Below are 15,107 nucleotides of genomic sequence, written 5' to 3'. Positions count from 1 at the left end.
AATTTATATATTTGTAGTCGCATTTTTTAGCTTTAAATTTCATAGACGATATACCGCGATACAAAAGAAAAATTGCGCAAATTTATATGAAATTCTAAAATTTTAATGTAAAATCACCCGTATGAAAAAACTAATACCCGCGCTTATGCAAGTGCAAAACCGACTCAAAAATTTCTTCCGCCTCTACGATACCGAGCTCATGCACCATGCATCAAGTCTTAGCTTTCACACGATTTTGGCGCTACTGCCGGTGCTGATGGTCTCGCTTAGCGTCTTTATGCAGCTACCAAGCTTCAAAGGCTACTACGATAAGATTATGGGCTTTATCTTTTCAAACTTCCTGCCTGCAAATCAAGCGAGCATGGCACACTATATCGAGGAATTTATGGCAAACGGGCTAAGCCTTGGCGTAACCGGCTTTTGCGCAGTGTTAGTTACGTCGGTGCTGTTTTTCGGGGACTTTGAAGCGATAATTGCGCGCATTTCGCATTCGCCCGAGCGAAGCTTTTTTAAGAGCCTAAGCACCTACTGGACGCTGATGACGCTCGCTCCTGTGGGGCTTGGAGCGTCGTTTTATATCAGCGGCGAGCTCCAGGAGCTACTAAATAAAACCGAGTTTACGAGCTGGATAAATTTGCTTAAAATTCTACCCTACTTAATCGTTTGGGGGATCTTTGCGATTACTTATGCTACGGCGATCAACCGAGAGATCCGCGCAAAAGCGGTGCTTGCCTCATCGCTCGTAGCATCGATTTTATGGTGGCTTTCAAGACTGGTTTTTGCGCAATACGTCTTTTATAACAAAACCTATCTTAGCATCTACGGCTCGTTTTCGGTCGCGCTATTTTTCTTTCTGTGGATCTACATAAGCTGGATTTTCTACCTATACGGCGTGAAATTCTGCGTATTTTTGGACGCTAAATTTAAAAGAGGCGACGAGCGCCAAAGTGCCTGAATTTCTGTGCAAGGCTGCGTTTTTCTATGCTTTTTGGATTAAAGCGCATTTTCTGCATGGGCTAGAAATTTAAATCGAAATTTTAAAATTCTATCGAAAACGGGCGGGAAGTTTGTCTTTGAATAATCGGCATATGCATAAGAAATATAATTTTAAAAATTTAATGAGGTGCGGCAAGGCTGGAATTTTAATCCCTCGCAAAGCGCCGTTAAGATAAAATTATGCGCGATTTTAAAACAGGGGGATATTATGAAAGACTTCGACAAAGAGCCGATAATCATAGAAAACGACTACTTTTTTAGGCTTACTATATCAAATAAAATCATGGGCGTGCTTATATTCTTGTCTTTTGTCTTGCTAAATTTAACGCCGGAGCTGGATCAGCATAAAGAGATGATGAGAAGGGCGTCATTAACGCTAGGGATTTTCGGAATTTTATTTAGTATTTTTTGGGAGATAAAAATAGCCTATCAAGAATTTTGTAATAAGTTTTTTACAAAATTTTATGATGATAAAATTTCATTCGACCATATAGACGAACATATGAAATTTAAGACCGAAATTATGCAAAAAGATGATCTAGTATCGGTAACTTGGGCGTTGATACCATACAATGAGCAAGACGTGAATATATGGATCAAAGATATAAAAAATAGGAGAAAGAGAATGGTTAGGTATTTGGTAAGTCCAATATTCTTTTTAATCACCATGCTACATCATTTCATTTTCTTGGCGCTCAACGGATTTAAATTTAAAAAGTATATATTGTATAGGTTTAAATCGGGCATTATTGCAGTGCCGAATAATAAATTGTTGAGCGACAAAGACGTTAAATTTGAGCTCTCGTCTTTGTTCGGTCTGTATACGAGTGATTAAATTTAAATTATAGAATTTCTCAAGGAGGGCTAGATGGCGTTTGTAGCAGAATATATTTCGAAAGAGGACTTGAAGCAATATGATATTTTAAGCAATATGAACGAGCTACTGATGAAACACAATTACACATACCCAATCCAGGATAATGATACCGATTGGATGAATTGGGTTATCGATAGGCAAAGAGATGCTTGGCTTATTCATGTATGTTTGGCATCTATGCCGGATCCGCGAGATGGCTACAAGGGTGAAGATATTTGGTTGCTTCATTATAAAGATAAAAATATCGAGCTTGATATAAGGCGAATTTATGACGAAACCACAAGTAAAATGCTAGTCGATAATCCATTTTTTATCAAATATAAGCTAGAAAATATAAATTCTAGTATTGACGGAATTCCATTGGACGAGCTTTATAAAATTTTAAAGGAAGCTCTAACGGAATATGGTAATCGCGGTATTAGAGGTAGAGAGAATTTACCAAAAGAGCATGAAGTTGTAACTTTTCTGCACGATTAAAATTCAAGCAGACGATGAGCTGCGTCAAAATACCTCTGATATTTCGCCATCCAAATTTAATATTTTCTACTGCGCTATAAAACGCCCCACTCTTTTTTATATTCGTTTATTATCTCATCGGGCGTTTTTTCTCCCTTATCGACCTTGATAAGATCGATTATATCTTGCTCGTTTGCAAACATACCCTCTATCGCGTGGTTGCAGATGATAGATCGTTTTGCTCGTATTGTTCTACGCTCAGCTCGTCTTTATATTTGTCAAGTATAGCCAAACTCTTTTCTAAACTATAAACTTCCGGATATTTTTGCATGCTTTATCCCCTAGCAATATAAAATTTTATCAGCTGCGGCGTCCTATTAAAAAACAAAGCTCAAGCGGGCAGGCGCACTTTTTGCTACGAATAGCTTGCAAGTAGTTCGCACTTCGCCGCAGCTAAAGCAGATAACTATTAGATGACGGGAAATTTTACTGCAAGTAGCTCACAAATAAATTTAACAAAGCCCTTATCAAGCAAAAAAACGAAAGTAAAAGCCGTCAAATAAAACTGCTACTCCCTTACGATGAAAGCTCCAGTAAACTTGCCATTATGCGCGAAATCTCTCGCCTCATCCTCACTCTTAAATCCACTTAAAAAGACGCGATAAATCGGCGCGCCATCTATGCTAAATTCTTTGATGATCGCAGGATATCCCGCTGTGCCGTGGTAATCGCGCTGATAAATTTGTGCGCCACTTCTGTTTCTAAACGCACCGATTTGCACCATAAAATTTCCGCCGACGATGGTTGCTTTCGGCGAGCCTTTAGCAATAGTGCGCCCATAAAAACCCACTACTTCGAGCTTTACAGGCGCCGTACCTTTGGCAAATACGCCTACTAAATTGGCAGCTGTTTTGCTAAGATCGATGATGCGACCATCCACGAATGGGCCGCGATCGTTGATGCGCACGGTTGCAGTAGCGCCGGTGTCGCGATTCGTGACCTTTACCATAGTATTCATTGGATAGGTTTTGTGCGCGGCGGTCATGCCATTCATATCGTAAATTTCGCCGTTTGAGGTGTATTTACCATGAAAATTCGGCCCATACCAGCTGGCGATGCCGATTTGAGTGTCACCGACGCTTACTTGCTCTGGATAGTAGGTTTTGCCGTTGATTTTATAAGGGCGCATGGTGGCAGGAGAGTTTTTGCCGATCTTGCCCGCACCGCCCGCAGACGATCTAGACGACGGTGCGGTGCGAAACGAGCAACCGGCAAGAATCAGCGCAAAAAGCGCACTAAAAAGAGCGATTTTCTGGTACGACACCTGCGATCCGATCTTATTTGTTGAATTTTATATTATTTAGCGCTATTTCGTTTTTGTCTTTGAGGCTAAGCTCGTTCGCCAAACCTGCTAACACGCGTCCTGGCTTGCACTGTTTCAGACGTGGTTCATACGCTTGAAACGCGCCTTGATTTACGACAAATTCTGCATATTTGCTTTGTGGGATATAAAAAAAGTACTTGCCGTTAAGCGGCGAAATTCCGTTTTTAATATGCGCGTTGTAATCCTGCATTTGTGACGGCGAAATTCCGATCTGTTTTGCAACCGCGCTTAGCTTTGTGCCCGGAGCTACTGCGATACGCTTTAGCCCCCACGGCTCGCTTTCAAAAAGCAGAATTTTACGCATATTTTCATTTTGAGCAATGTAAGCGTATTTAATAATGCGCTTGATAAAATTCTTAGTCTCATTAGGAAGTGCGGGACTTTTTAGCAAGCGATCCAGATCATCGCTGCCAGTAGCTGCAATCGCATTTTTAAGCTTTTGATCGCCACAATTATACGCCATTAGCGCTAAATACCACTTGCCAAAATTTTGCTTCAGATGCAAAATATACGAAAACGCAGCATCCGTAGAGGCTGCGGGATCGCGACGCTCATCTACGGCGCTATCTACTCTAAGACCGAAATTTTTCGCAGTTGCCGGCATCAGCTGCCACATACCACCTGCGCTAGCGCCCGAAGTTACGGTGTTTTTAAGATGAGATTCTACCATTGCCAAATACAATAAGAATTCCGGAGCTTCGATGTTATCGACCTCGGATTTGACTAAGTAGGCATTGTGCGACTGCGAAGTCACGATATGCTTAAACTGCTTGCGATCGCTTGCATTGATCGCACGGAATATGCCCGCGACTACGTTTTTGCTCGATTCGTTATTTTCGATGCCGAATTGATTTAAAATATAGTCGTGATTTGCGCGCATCAGACCGGGCTGGCTCGCAAACGCTTCGCCCACTAAAAGTAGGGCTAGCAGTATAAATTTTATGGCTTTCATATCTCTCCTTTGATTTTATCGCCAAAAAGCCTACAGGCGTTTTGAGTCGTTATTGCTTCGACCTCTTCTACGCTTAGGCTTAAAATTTCCGCGACTTTTTCTACCACGAGTCTCGTAAATGCAGGCTCATTGCGCTCGCCGCGATGCGGATGCGGGGTTAGATATGGTGCATCCGTCTCGATTAAAAGGCGCTCTTGCGGAATTTGCGGTAAGATCTCAGCTAAGTTTTTTGCATTTTTGAATGTCAAAACTCCGCCGATACCGAAGTAAAATCCGTATTCGCTAAGACCTAGCAAAAGCTTGCTGGCATTGAAGCAGTGCAAAACACCGCCGCATAAATCGCCGGCACGATCTTTTAGAATTCCGAAGCTATCTTCGTTTGCTTCTCGGATATGGACTATAAGTGGTTTTTGAAGTTGTGTTGCTAGATCGATTTGTGAGATGAAGGCGTCTTTTTGGCGGGAGATTTCTAAGGCTTTGGTTTCCTTGCTCTCTTGCTGCTTAAGTCTGAAGTAATCAAGACCGCATTCGCCAACGCCCACGCATTTGGGATCGTCAGCATACCGCTTCAGCACCTCCATATCGAAAGAATCTATCTCGTATGGATGCACCCCTACGGCAAAATACACATTATCCCGTGCATGCGAAATTTTACATGCCTTATCTAGGTCTGCTACATCGGCACCGGGAATGATGATGCTGCGCACGCCTGCAATCGTGGCGCGCTCAATCACCGCGTCCAAATCAGCGTCGAAACTAGCATCGTCTAAATGGCAATGTGTATCTATAATCATAAAACTCACTTGATAAAATTTTTCGAAGCGGATTTTACGTCGTTTTGCAAAATCACACTTAAATTTAAATTAAACGCGGTATTGTAGCGAAAAATTTCAGATTTAAACTTAAGCTTAAAATTTCTTCAGCTTTGCCTTAGCTTTTTAGCGAATTCCAGGGCTTCTGCAGTAATCGTCTCGCCGCTTATCATACGAGCTAGCTCTGTTATTTTCTCATTTTCGCTTAATAATCTCACGCTAGATTTGCCGTTCGTTTTGCTTACTAAAAAGTGTGACGCAGCCTTTGAGCTAAGCTGCGGCTGGTGAGAGATCGCAAAAATTTGATAAAATTTTGAAATTTTTACCAGCACGTTTGCGATACTCATCGCCTCTTTTCCGCTTAAATTTGAATCAATCTCGTCTAAGATTAAAATTCCCTCGCCGTTATTTGTAAGCTCCAAGCTTGCCGCGATGAAAGCAAGGCGTAGGCGGTTCGTCTCGCCTGAGCTTAAATTTTTAAATTCCGTCTTGCACAAGCTGACGCAAATTTCGTCCGTGCCGCGCTCACTAAGAACCGCGGGTTTAAAACTAAGCTCCACTCCGTCCATATAAAGCTGCTTTAGATAGGAATTTATCAGATCCTCGAGCCGTTTTTTTGCGCCTTTGCGGGCCTCGCTGATTTTTTCAGCAAGGGTAGCGGTGCTTTCACTAAGGCGTTTAAATTCCGCCTGTAGCTTGGTTTTTTCAAAGCTTAATTGCTCGTAATGCTCAAGCTCTTTCTTGCGCGCTTCAAGCGTAGCTAAAGCCTCTTCTACGCTTCCGTAGCGCCTATTTAGCGCACTAAGAGCCTCGATACGATCTAAAATTTTCTCTATGTCGATGTTTTCGAGCTCATCTAAATTTAAACTTTCTTGCTTTAGCCGCAGCTCGTTCATCGCATCCTCAAAAAACGCGCTATCCAGTCCACTGAGGCTTAGCGCTTCGATGACGCTGCGTTCCAGCTCAAAAACGCCCTGTGCCCTAGCCCAAAGCTCCTCGATCTTATCTTTTTTGCTAAGCTTTTTTTTGATCTGCAAAAGCTTCTCATATTCGCCGATCTTAGGCGATACGCGCTCGATTTTTTCAATCTCGAAGCGAGCAAATTCCTTTAACTCCTCAATCTTGCGCTCTTGATCTAAAATTTCATCCAGCTGCTTTTTTGTACGGATAAATTCCGCAAAGGCGCTTTGAAGCTCCGATAGGCTTTGCGCGTGCACCGCATCTTTTTTCGCGGCGATAAAATCAAGTAGTTTTAGCAAGCTGTCGCTACTCATTTCGCCGGCGTTTTTCGCGCCTAAAAATTTCACGTATTCGCCGGCGATCGTGCTTAGATTTTTTTTCGAGACCGATTGGGAATTTATAAAGTATCGCAAGTTACGCTCTTTTAGGACGCGAAAAATATTTGGCGTATCGTTTATCAAGCCGAAATTTTCCATATCAAATTGATGCTCTACGTCCGCTTCTATGAGCTCAGCCTCGCATTCGTTAAGACCGAACACCGCTAAAATCGCGCCTATTAATACCGATTTACCCGCGCCGCTGATACCTGTAAATACGCTAAGTCCTGGGCCAAAACTAAGCTCGCTCTCGCAAAAACCCAGATTATTTTTAATATAAATTCTTTCTAGCATCCGCCGTGCCCCCATCTGAGTTTGGCTTTTAAAACGTCGAAATAATCGTAGCTTCTGCGTTTTATTAAATTTACCTTGGCGTGTGAAATTTTAGCGCTTACGCTGTGAAATTCCGCCATATCAAAAACGTCTTGTCCGTCGATGACGACGCTAACTTCGGAGCTTCCGGCGTTTTTGAAACTTACGAGATACTCTTTTGGAAGGATCAAAGGCCGCTGCGTCAGGCTATGCGAGCAGATTGGCGTGACGCAAAACACGTCGCACAGCGGATAGACGATAGATCCGTTCGCGCTCATATTATACGCGGTCGAGCCTACGGCGGAGCTTACGATCACGCCGTCGCCGTAGTAGGTGTTGAAATATTTTCTATTTAAAAACGCATCGATCTTCGCCATCGAGGATATGTGGCTGCGGGTGATTACGACGTCGTTAAATGCCGTCTTGCGGACGATTTTACCGCTGCCGTTTTCCAGTATCACTTCGAGTAAAAACGGGCGCTCGATCTCGTATTCGCCGCGCAAAAATTCCTTTAAAAATTTTGCGAATTCGCTAGGCTGCACGTCCGTTAAAAACCCGAGAGTGCCTGCGTTGATGCCCAAAATAAAGGCGTTTTTATCGCTCAGCAGCCTCGCAAGCCCGATGAGCGTGCCGTCGCCGCCGAGGCTGATTAAAAAATTGGTCTTTTTTAAAATTTCTGCAAGCATATACGGCTTAAAACCGAAAAATTCGGCGCTATCCTGCTGCATCAAAGGCTCGATGCCTTGCGCTTTTAAAATTTCGCAAATTTGCTCCACGACGGGGCTAATCTCTTCTGATTTTTTGGCTATTAGCCCCGCGAATTTAAGGTTTTTATGAATTTTGTTTTCCATAGTTTTATTTTATAAAAAATTAGCTTTGTAAAAGCAAAATTTAACTATACTTGCGTTTTACAAATAATTTTAAAGGAGTAAATTTGCGAAGTCATTATTGCGCCGATTTGAGTAAAAACGATATCGGCAAAAGTGTAACCGTGTGCGGCTGGGTAAATTCTTACCGCGACCACGGCGGCGTGATTTTTATAGATTTGCGCGACCGAAGCGGGCTTTTACAGCTAGTCTGTGATCCCAAAGATAGCCACTCGGCATACGAGGTAGCAAATACCGTGCGAAACGAATTCGTCCTAAAAGCCGTCGGCAAGATCCGAGCTCGCGGCGAAGGGCTGGAAAATCCAAATTTAAAAACCGGCGACATCGAAGTCGTAGTAGAAAGCTTAGAGATCGAAAATCCGAGCAAGCCGCTTCCTTTCGTAATCGGCGATAAAAGCGTCAATGAAGAAACGAAGCTGAAATACCGCTTTTTGGATCTACGCGCCGAGGGAAGCTTCGATAAATTTAAGATGCGCTCCAAGGCTGCGATCGCCGCGCGAAATGCTCTTGATAGGCTAGGCTTTGTGGAGGTCGAAACGCCGATCTTAACGCGCGCGACGCCTGAGGGCGCTAGGGATTATCTGGTGCCTAGCCGCGTATATCCGGGTAGCTTCTACGCGCTTCCGCAAAGTCCGCAGCTTTTCAAGCAGCTTTTGATGTGCTCGGGCTTTGATAAATACTTCCAGATCGCGCGCTGCTTTCGCGATGAGGACCTGCGCGCCGACCGCCAGCCGGAATTTACGCAGATCGATATCGAGATGAGCTTTAATACCCAGTACGACGTAATGAGCGTAGCCGAGGAGGTTTTAAAGGATATTTTTAAATCCTGCGGCCGCGAGATCGTTACCCCTTTTAGACATATGGAGTATAAGGACGCGATGGAGCTTTACGGCAGCGATAAACCCGATCTGCGCTACGATATGCCTTTCATCGACGTAGCCGATATTTTTGAAAAATCGAGCAATGAAATTTTTTCAAATTTAGCCAAAGACCGCAAAGCCAACCGCGTAAAAGCGCTCAAAGTCGAGGGCGGCGATCTGAAATTTAGCAAGCGCCAGATGCAGGGTTTTGAAGAATACGTGAAAAAATTCGGCGCGCAGGGACTTGCGTTCATTCAAGTAAAAGAGGACGGTCTAAAGGGGCCGCTGGTAAAATTCTTTGAAAAAAGCGAGCTGGACGAGCTCATCAAGCGCTGCGAGCTAAAGGTCGGCGACGTCGTATTTTTCGGCGCGGGTAAAAAGAAAATCGTGCTTGATTATATGGGCAGATTTAGAATTTTCCTTGCAAACGAGCTCGGTCTCATAGATCCGAACAGGCTTGAGTTTTTGTGGGTCGTAAATTTCCCTATGTTTGAGCAAAACGACGACGGCAGCTACTCTGCGATGCACCATCCTTTCACGATGCCGAACAATCCCGACGAGCCAGATTTGGAGGATATTACCTCGATTGCCTACGACGTCGTGCTAAACGGCATCGAACTTGGCGGCGGCAGTATCAGGATCCATAAGGCGGACATTCAAGAAAAGGTCTTTAGGCTGCTTAAGATCGAGCCTGCGGAGCAGAGGGAGAAATTTGGCTTCCTGCTCGATGCGCTAAGCTTCGGCGCGCCTCCGCACGGAGGTATCGCGATCGGCTTTGACAGGCTGATGATGCTGGTTACCGGCTCAAGCAGTATTCGCGAGGTTATCGCGTTTCCTAAAACGCAGCGCGCGCAGTGTCCGCTCACCAAAGCCCCTAGCGTCGTTACAGACGAGCAGCTTCGCGAGCTAGGTCTTAGGCTTCATAAGAAGGAGCAAAAATGAAAAGCCTTTTTTTAATCATCGGCGCTCCTGGCAGCGGCAAAACGACCGATGCGAGTATGATCGCTCAGATGAATCAAAGCATCGAGCACTACTCCACGGGCGATCTGCTACGCGCCGAGGTAGCAAGCGGCAGCGCTCTGGGCAGGCAGATAGATGGCTTCATTTCTAAAGGCAATCTCGTGCCGCTTGATATCGTCGTAAATGCTATCGTTAGCGCGATTAAAAGCTCGCCTAAAGACTTCATCATCATCGACGGCTATCCAAGGAGTGTCGAGCAGATGAATAAGCTAGACGAGGTGCTGCGAGGCGACGATGATGTAAATCTTAGCGCAGTCATCGAAGTGTGCGTTAGCGAGGAAATCGCCAAGGAGCGTGTTTTAGGACGCGCTCGCGGAGCAGACGATAACGAGGAGGTCTTTAAAAACCGCATGGCGGTATTTTCAGAGCCGATCGAGGATATCCGTAAATTTTACGGCGACGCGGGCGTATTTTACAGCGTAAACGGCGAGCGCACAGTCGAGGAGATCGTAGCGGACATAAACGCTATAATCGCTGCGCAGATCGAAAAATTAGGCTAGCGCGCTTGGATGGCGGCTTAAATTTAAGACGCGCTTTTTAGTACGAGTGCGCCTTTAAATTTATAGCTTGCCGTCGCGCTAAATAGCCAAATTTTAAGCGTAAATTTAAAAGCTCGCGCCGCAAATTTAATGCGAGCGTTAAATATGAGCGGCTTTTAAATTTAATGAAATTTCAGATCTGTTTGCGGATACAGAGATTAAAATTTAAGGATAGATATGGTTAGAAAATTTTTACTTAGCATGGCTTTATGTGCGGCTGCATTCGGCGCGGGCGGGTTTGTGCCAAGCGGCTCCGCGGCGCAAACTCAACCGTCAAGCGTCAAAGAAGCGCTTAAATTAAGAGATGATTCTTTTGTCACGATCGACGGCAGGATAAAATCTCAACTCAGACACGAGCATTATAGATTTGTGGATCAAAACGGCGATAGCATCGAGGTTGAGATCGATGATGACGTTTGGCGCGGCGTGAGCGTGGATGAAAATACGCTCGTGCGAATTAGCGGCGAGATCGACAAAGATTTTACTAAAACGACGATAGACGTAAAAAATATTAAAATTTTAAATTCTAAATAAAGGAAAACTATGGATCTTTCAAAGATAAAAGTGGGCTCAAACCCCGATAAAATCAACGCGGTAATCGAGATCCCTTACGGCTCTAACATCAAATACGAGATCGACAAAGCAAGCGGCGCGCTATGCGTAGATCGCGTGCTCTACGGCGCGATGTTTTACCCCGCAAATTACGGCTTCGTGCCCAATACCTTGGCAGATGACGGCGATCCTGCGGATATTTTGGTGCTAAACGAATACCCGCTTGCCGCCGGTAGTGTGATCCCGTGCCGCTTAATCGGCGTTTTGATGATGGAGGACGAAAGCGGAATAGACGAGAAGCTGCTTGCCGTGCCGGTTAGCAAGATCGATCCGCGATATGAAGGCATCAAAGGGGTCTCCGATCTGCCTAAAGCGACGCTGGATAAGATCAAAAATTTCTTCGAAACCTACAAGCTTTTAGAGCCGAATAAATGGGTCAAAGTGAAGGATTTCGCAGGCGCCGCGGAAGCGGAGAAAATCCTAGACAAAGCGATTAAGGCTTATAAATAATCCCTTTTTGCGCGCTCGGCGCTAAAATTTAATCAAATTTTGACCGATCAGTTCGGTCAAAATTTATCTTTAAATTTCAATTCTATAAATTTTCAAATTTTAAAATATTTTTAAATTCCGCGCAAATTTTACCTGAAGCCTGCGCTTGGTTTTTATCACTCGTTTTTCGGCGGCTAAGTAGTCTGGATTATTTAAATAAAATTTTTTAAAACTACATTGCGCGAAATGGCGCGACGGAGATCGGAGCTCTACAAGTTAACGGTAGAGAAATTTCGCGAGCTAAAGGCTTCATATAGACCGCAGTTAAAATTAAAATTCTCTATCTTGATTTTGAAAGAGACCGCAAACGTCATTGCAAAATTATAAAGCTGACATCATCACAGACAGAATCTTTTGGGTTGCCGCGTCACGTAAAATTTGAAATTTACACGCCACATAAAATTCGGAAATCTAAATGATACCAAATGATTTACTATAGCCATCCTTTTTAAATTTACTAATAAATCTATAAATTTTGATTCCAAAAGCTTTCGTTTTAATAAGACATCAAACACCTGGTTAAATTTTTAAAACTGAAACTCCCATGTGAGTTTATAGTTCCTACCCGGCGAGTAAAAGCGGTTGATGCCAAGTCCTGTTTCTTGATCTATCAGATTGCTAGTTCCAAAAGGCCTTATTGATCTGGCACTTTCCCAAGTGATATATTTGCGATCGGTTATATTATAAACGCCCGCTCGAAGCGTCAGATATTTGATCGGCTTGGCGTAGGTTACGAAATCGAGCGTCGTATATCCGCCGCTCCTCCATTCCACCTCGCTATTTCTTACGGGTTTGCCGTTTACGATTTTGCCGCCTAGATACTGCTCGTACCAATACATATTGTAGGTATCTCTCGCCTTTTTCGCAGCTACCGCAGTTACGAACAGATCCGCGCCGTATTTATCGCCCGGGCTTTGATAGCCTACGCTATAAACCGCCGTTCGCGGCTGGATCGCATTCATCGGCGTATCGGTTTTGCCGTGACCTATATCCATTCTGCCTTTTTGAATACTTAGCTTATATCCTATATGAAAGCCCTGTAGAGGCTGCCAAATTTGATCCAAAAATAGCTTCGATTCGATCTCTATTCCTCTAACCCTCGCTTTCGGACGATTTACGTTTTGATACACAGAGGCAGGCATTGTACTTCCACCGTTTCCATAAGGAAGCTGGAATTCCCCCTTATACTGTAAATCTATAAAATTCCTATAATCCGTTTGGAATAAATTCAATGTAACGAAGCTTGGAGAATTATGAAGCGTAAAGGCAATCTCTTTAGTCTTTGCCGTTTCTTTTTTCAAATCCAAATTCGGATATATCGAAAAATCAGGGTGCTGGAAAGTGAAGTAAATTTCGTCCGAAGTAGGCGCCCTAAATCCGTTTGCATATTTAAGTTGAAGTCTGAAAAAATCAAGTGGATCGATGCTTGTAGCTAAAGAATATGAATTTGCCGAATATTTTCTCTTCTGAGAAGCTAAATATACGGCGTTGGCTTCTGCATTTGCATTCTTATGCGCCTTTATCTCATCACTAGACGGCGTACCGGGAAGTGGAGTATAAGGAACAAACATTCCGATAAATAGATCAGTTGGAATTTTTGGCGTAACGCCTGGGGTATATGATGGATTGTGTTTAACCTTATCATACCTATAATTAAGATCAAAGGCTAAAACATCGTTTATACGAAAGTCATCTCCCACATAAAGCGCTCCGGTTTTGGTTTCAACCGGAATAAGGAAGCTAAAAGGATCATCCTCGTGACCGCAAGCGTTATTATAGGCAGAGGTATTGGTATATGATTGGCATTTATCTGGATACCAAGTGCCTAATATGGGAAACTTAGGATTAGTATTTCTAACTCCTGCAAAGTATTTAGCCCACCATTGTTTATTTTGAGGAGAATAACCCGCCCTATTTACCATACTTTTATCGCTTTTACTATAAAGCCCTCCATAACTTAAAGAGTGTTCTGTGCTTTTTATATGAAAGTCTTTTGTAAGATCAAGATTAAACTGCTTAGTATTGGTGTTTAAATCTCTATCCTTCCAGTTATTTTCTACGTATCCGTTTTGGCTAGGTAAAAGTATCTCATCCGAACCAACCGGTGATAATTTGCCGTAATTGCCTTTACTATAAGGCGTAGTTACTTTATTTATTGAATATGTTTTATATGTACCACTATTTGTATCAAAAAGAGTCATACCTTTAGAGCAATCATATTCATCACAATTGATATAGGCATCATCATTAGGTTTATAACTGCTATATGCATTCATATCTAATATATGGGATTCGTTTTTTGGATTATCCGGATCCGAAAAATCAAACTGGCTATCTACTAACGTAGGCATAAATCCCCACTTTAGCCATGTCTTTACTTCCCCTCCATATTTATCTACCATTTTTCCGTCTTCATTTATATGAAGACCGGATGGATTTGAATTTCCCGCGCAATTATCACCCTCGCAATACTCATCTGTTCTTGCTTTTAACTTAATATGTTGCTTGTTATAGCTAAATTTTAAGCTATCCCACAAAGGCGTTTCGTCGAAATTTTCGTAAGTGAACGAATAGTTTTTTCTTTCGCTCCTATCGTTGGTATGTCGTATATCGTTAGTCAATGCTCCCCAAGGAGTTTGCGTATTGTAAAGAGCAAATTGATTTGACCAATCTATTCCTTCCGATTTTATATTGGATTTATCGTATCCTAGGCTAAATCTATCAGTATCGGTAGGCTGAAAGCCAAATTTTACCAATGTGCTTTTTTTGTAAATTCTATAAGGATCAGGTTTTTCTCTAACCTTTCTGATGACGGTTGGGTCATAGTCTTTATATCCCCAGTTTTTTAGTTCATGTCCTTCTCTATCGGTGTGAATAGCCAAGAGATCAAACCATTTAAACCGAACTGCAGCTGCGTGGCTTTGCCAGTTTTGTCTATCCGCACTTTGATACCCGCGCTTAAACCCGTAATACCAATCCTTCTCCGTTAGATAATCTCTCGCATCCTTTGTCTCAAACGCTACTGAGCCACCTAGCGCGCCCGAGCCTCTTTTTACCGAATCTGCACCTTTAGTGATATCTACCTGTCTTACGTTTTCAACCTCAACGCCGTTTCTAGTGTTATTAAAGTTTCCATATCCTTCAAATAGATCTTTAAAACCTTACGAGCTTAACGTTTCTGCTTGGCGAAGTCCATCAATACTTATATCTACACGGTTTTCATCTACTCCGCGGATCGAATAACCACTAGCACCGAATCTTCCGCTTTCGACAACTGAAACGCCGGTTTCGTGACGAACCATATCTCTGCTATCGCTAACTTGCTCTTTGGCGAGTTGCTTGGCGCTCTTTTTAGTTTCGCCGACTTTTTTGGTAAGCGGGTCGCTTTCTACGTTTCCCGTAACATTGATCTGCCCTAAATTTTGGGAGCCACCTTCGCTATCATCCTGTGCAGCTAAAGTAGCCGCGCATAAACAAAGCGCCCCCCCCGCTGCAATAAAAAACCTAAATAAGCTCATTTTGATCCTTTTATAATACTATTTCTCATAGGCGTTATTAAAAAAAGCAGTATATT

13 protein-coding genes and 2 pseudogenes are annotated in these 15,107 nt (G+C 43.1%); 7 read left to right on the top strand and 8 right to left on the bottom strand.

Annotated elements, in window-relative coordinates; all coding sequences use genetic code 11:
- The first annotated feature begins 121 nt into the window (after nucleotides 1-121).
- The 3 genes from Q0144_RS05195 (at nucleotide 122) to Q0144_RS05185 (ending at nucleotide 2,350) form a co-directional block, all read left to right on the top strand.
- Nucleotides 122-955, top strand: a complete 834-nt coding sequence (locus Q0144_RS05195; RefSeq protein WP_298062339.1) for a YihY family inner membrane protein — start codon at nucleotides 122-124, stop codon at nucleotides 953-955.
- 249 nt (nucleotides 956-1,204) lie between these two features.
- Nucleotides 1,205-1,831, top strand: a complete 627-nt coding sequence (locus Q0144_RS05190) for a hypothetical protein (protein WP_298062337.1) — start codon at nucleotides 1,205-1,207, stop codon at nucleotides 1,829-1,831.
- 33 nt (nucleotides 1,832-1,864) lie between these two features.
- Nucleotides 1,865-2,350: a hypothetical protein gene (locus Q0144_RS05185; RefSeq protein WP_298062335.1), complete on the top strand. Its 486-nt coding sequence runs from the start codon at nucleotides 1,865-1,867 to the stop codon at nucleotides 2,348-2,350.
- Nucleotides 2,351-2,424: 74 nt separating this feature from the next.
- Here the strand turns inward: Q0144_RS05185 and Q0144_RS05180 are convergent.
- The 6 genes and pseudogenes from Q0144_RS05180 to Q0144_RS05155 form a co-directional block, all read right to left on the bottom strand.
- A pseudogene (locus tag Q0144_RS05180) lies at nucleotides 2,425-2,660 on the bottom strand (hypothetical protein).
- Nucleotides 2,661-2,897: 237 nt separating this feature from the next.
- Complete coding sequence (locus tag Q0144_RS05175) at nucleotides 2,898-3,653, bottom strand: septal ring lytic transglycosylase RlpA family protein (protein WP_291936757.1); 756 nt, start codon at nucleotides 3,651-3,653, stop codon at nucleotides 2,898-2,900.
- A gap of 13 nt (nucleotides 3,654-3,666) precedes the next feature.
- Complete coding sequence (locus Q0144_RS05170) at nucleotides 3,667-4,665, bottom strand: lytic transglycosylase domain-containing protein (protein ID WP_298062332.1); 999 nt, start codon at nucleotides 4,663-4,665, stop codon at nucleotides 3,667-3,669.
- A complete protein-coding gene (locus Q0144_RS05165; RefSeq protein ID WP_295151491.1) occupies nucleotides 4,662-5,459 on the bottom strand; it encodes a TatD family hydrolase in 798 nt (265 codons plus the stop codon). The genes Q0144_RS05170 and Q0144_RS05165 overlap by 4 nt, the downstream gene beginning before the upstream one ends.
- A gap of 125 nt (nucleotides 5,460-5,584) precedes the next feature.
- The gene (locus tag Q0144_RS05160) at nucleotides 5,585-7,108 is read right to left on the bottom strand and encodes an AAA family ATPase (protein WP_298062330.1); all 1,524 of its coding nucleotides are present in this window, start codon (nucleotides 7,106-7,108) and stop codon (nucleotides 5,585-5,587) included.
- Nucleotides 7,102-7,977: an NAD(+) kinase gene (locus tag Q0144_RS05155; protein WP_298062328.1), complete on the bottom strand. Its 876-nt coding sequence runs from the start codon at nucleotides 7,975-7,977 to the stop codon at nucleotides 7,102-7,104. Before Q0144_RS05155 ends, Q0144_RS05160 begins: the two co-directional genes overlap by 7 nt.
- Before the next feature lie 83 nt (nucleotides 7,978-8,060).
- On the opposite strand from Q0144_RS05155, the gene aspS reads away from it, so the two are divergent.
- The 4 genes from aspS (at nucleotide 8,061) to ppa (ending at nucleotide 11,494) form a co-directional block, all read left to right on the top strand.
- On the top strand, nucleotides 8,061-9,815 hold the full coding sequence (gene aspS, locus Q0144_RS05150; RefSeq protein WP_298062326.1) for an aspartate--tRNA ligase: 1,755 nt from the start codon (nucleotides 8,061-8,063) through the stop codon (nucleotides 9,813-9,815).
- A complete protein-coding gene (locus tag Q0144_RS05145; protein WP_298062324.1) occupies nucleotides 9,812-10,393 on the top strand; it encodes an adenylate kinase in 582 nt (193 codons plus the stop codon). Before aspS ends, Q0144_RS05145 begins: the two co-directional genes overlap by 4 nt.
- 216 nt (nucleotides 10,394-10,609) lie before the next feature.
- Complete coding sequence (locus Q0144_RS05140; protein WP_298062322.1) at nucleotides 10,610-10,966, top strand: NirD/YgiW/YdeI family stress tolerance protein; 357 nt, start codon at nucleotides 10,610-10,612, stop codon at nucleotides 10,964-10,966.
- A 9-nt stretch (nucleotides 10,967-10,975) separates the two neighbouring features.
- Nucleotides 10,976-11,494 (top strand): inorganic diphosphatase, encoded by a 519-nt coding sequence (ppa, locus tag Q0144_RS05135; RefSeq protein WP_298062320.1) that lies wholly within the window; start codon nucleotides 10,976-10,978, stop codon nucleotides 11,492-11,494.
- Between the two features lie 566 nt (nucleotides 11,495-12,060).
- On the opposite strand, the pseudogene Q0144_RS05130 reads toward ppa, so the two are convergent.
- A pseudogene (locus Q0144_RS05130) lies at nucleotides 12,061-14,652 on the bottom strand (TonB-dependent hemoglobin/transferrin/lactoferrin family receptor); the annotation flags it as partial.
- Between the two features lie 42 nt (nucleotides 14,653-14,694).
- Nucleotides 14,695-15,051, bottom strand: coding sequence for a TonB-dependent receptor plug domain-containing protein (locus Q0144_RS05125; protein ID WP_298062318.1), 357 nt, complete (start codon nucleotides 15,049-15,051; stop codon nucleotides 14,695-14,697).
- Between the last annotated feature and the right edge of the window lie 56 nt (nucleotides 15,052-15,107).

Source organism: uncultured Campylobacter sp., assembly GCF_938045345.1.
In the GTDB taxonomy this organism is placed as follows: Bacteria; Campylobacterota; Campylobacteria; order Campylobacterales; family Campylobacteraceae; genus Campylobacter_B.
This window is presented reverse-complemented; position numbering and strand designations above follow the sequence as displayed.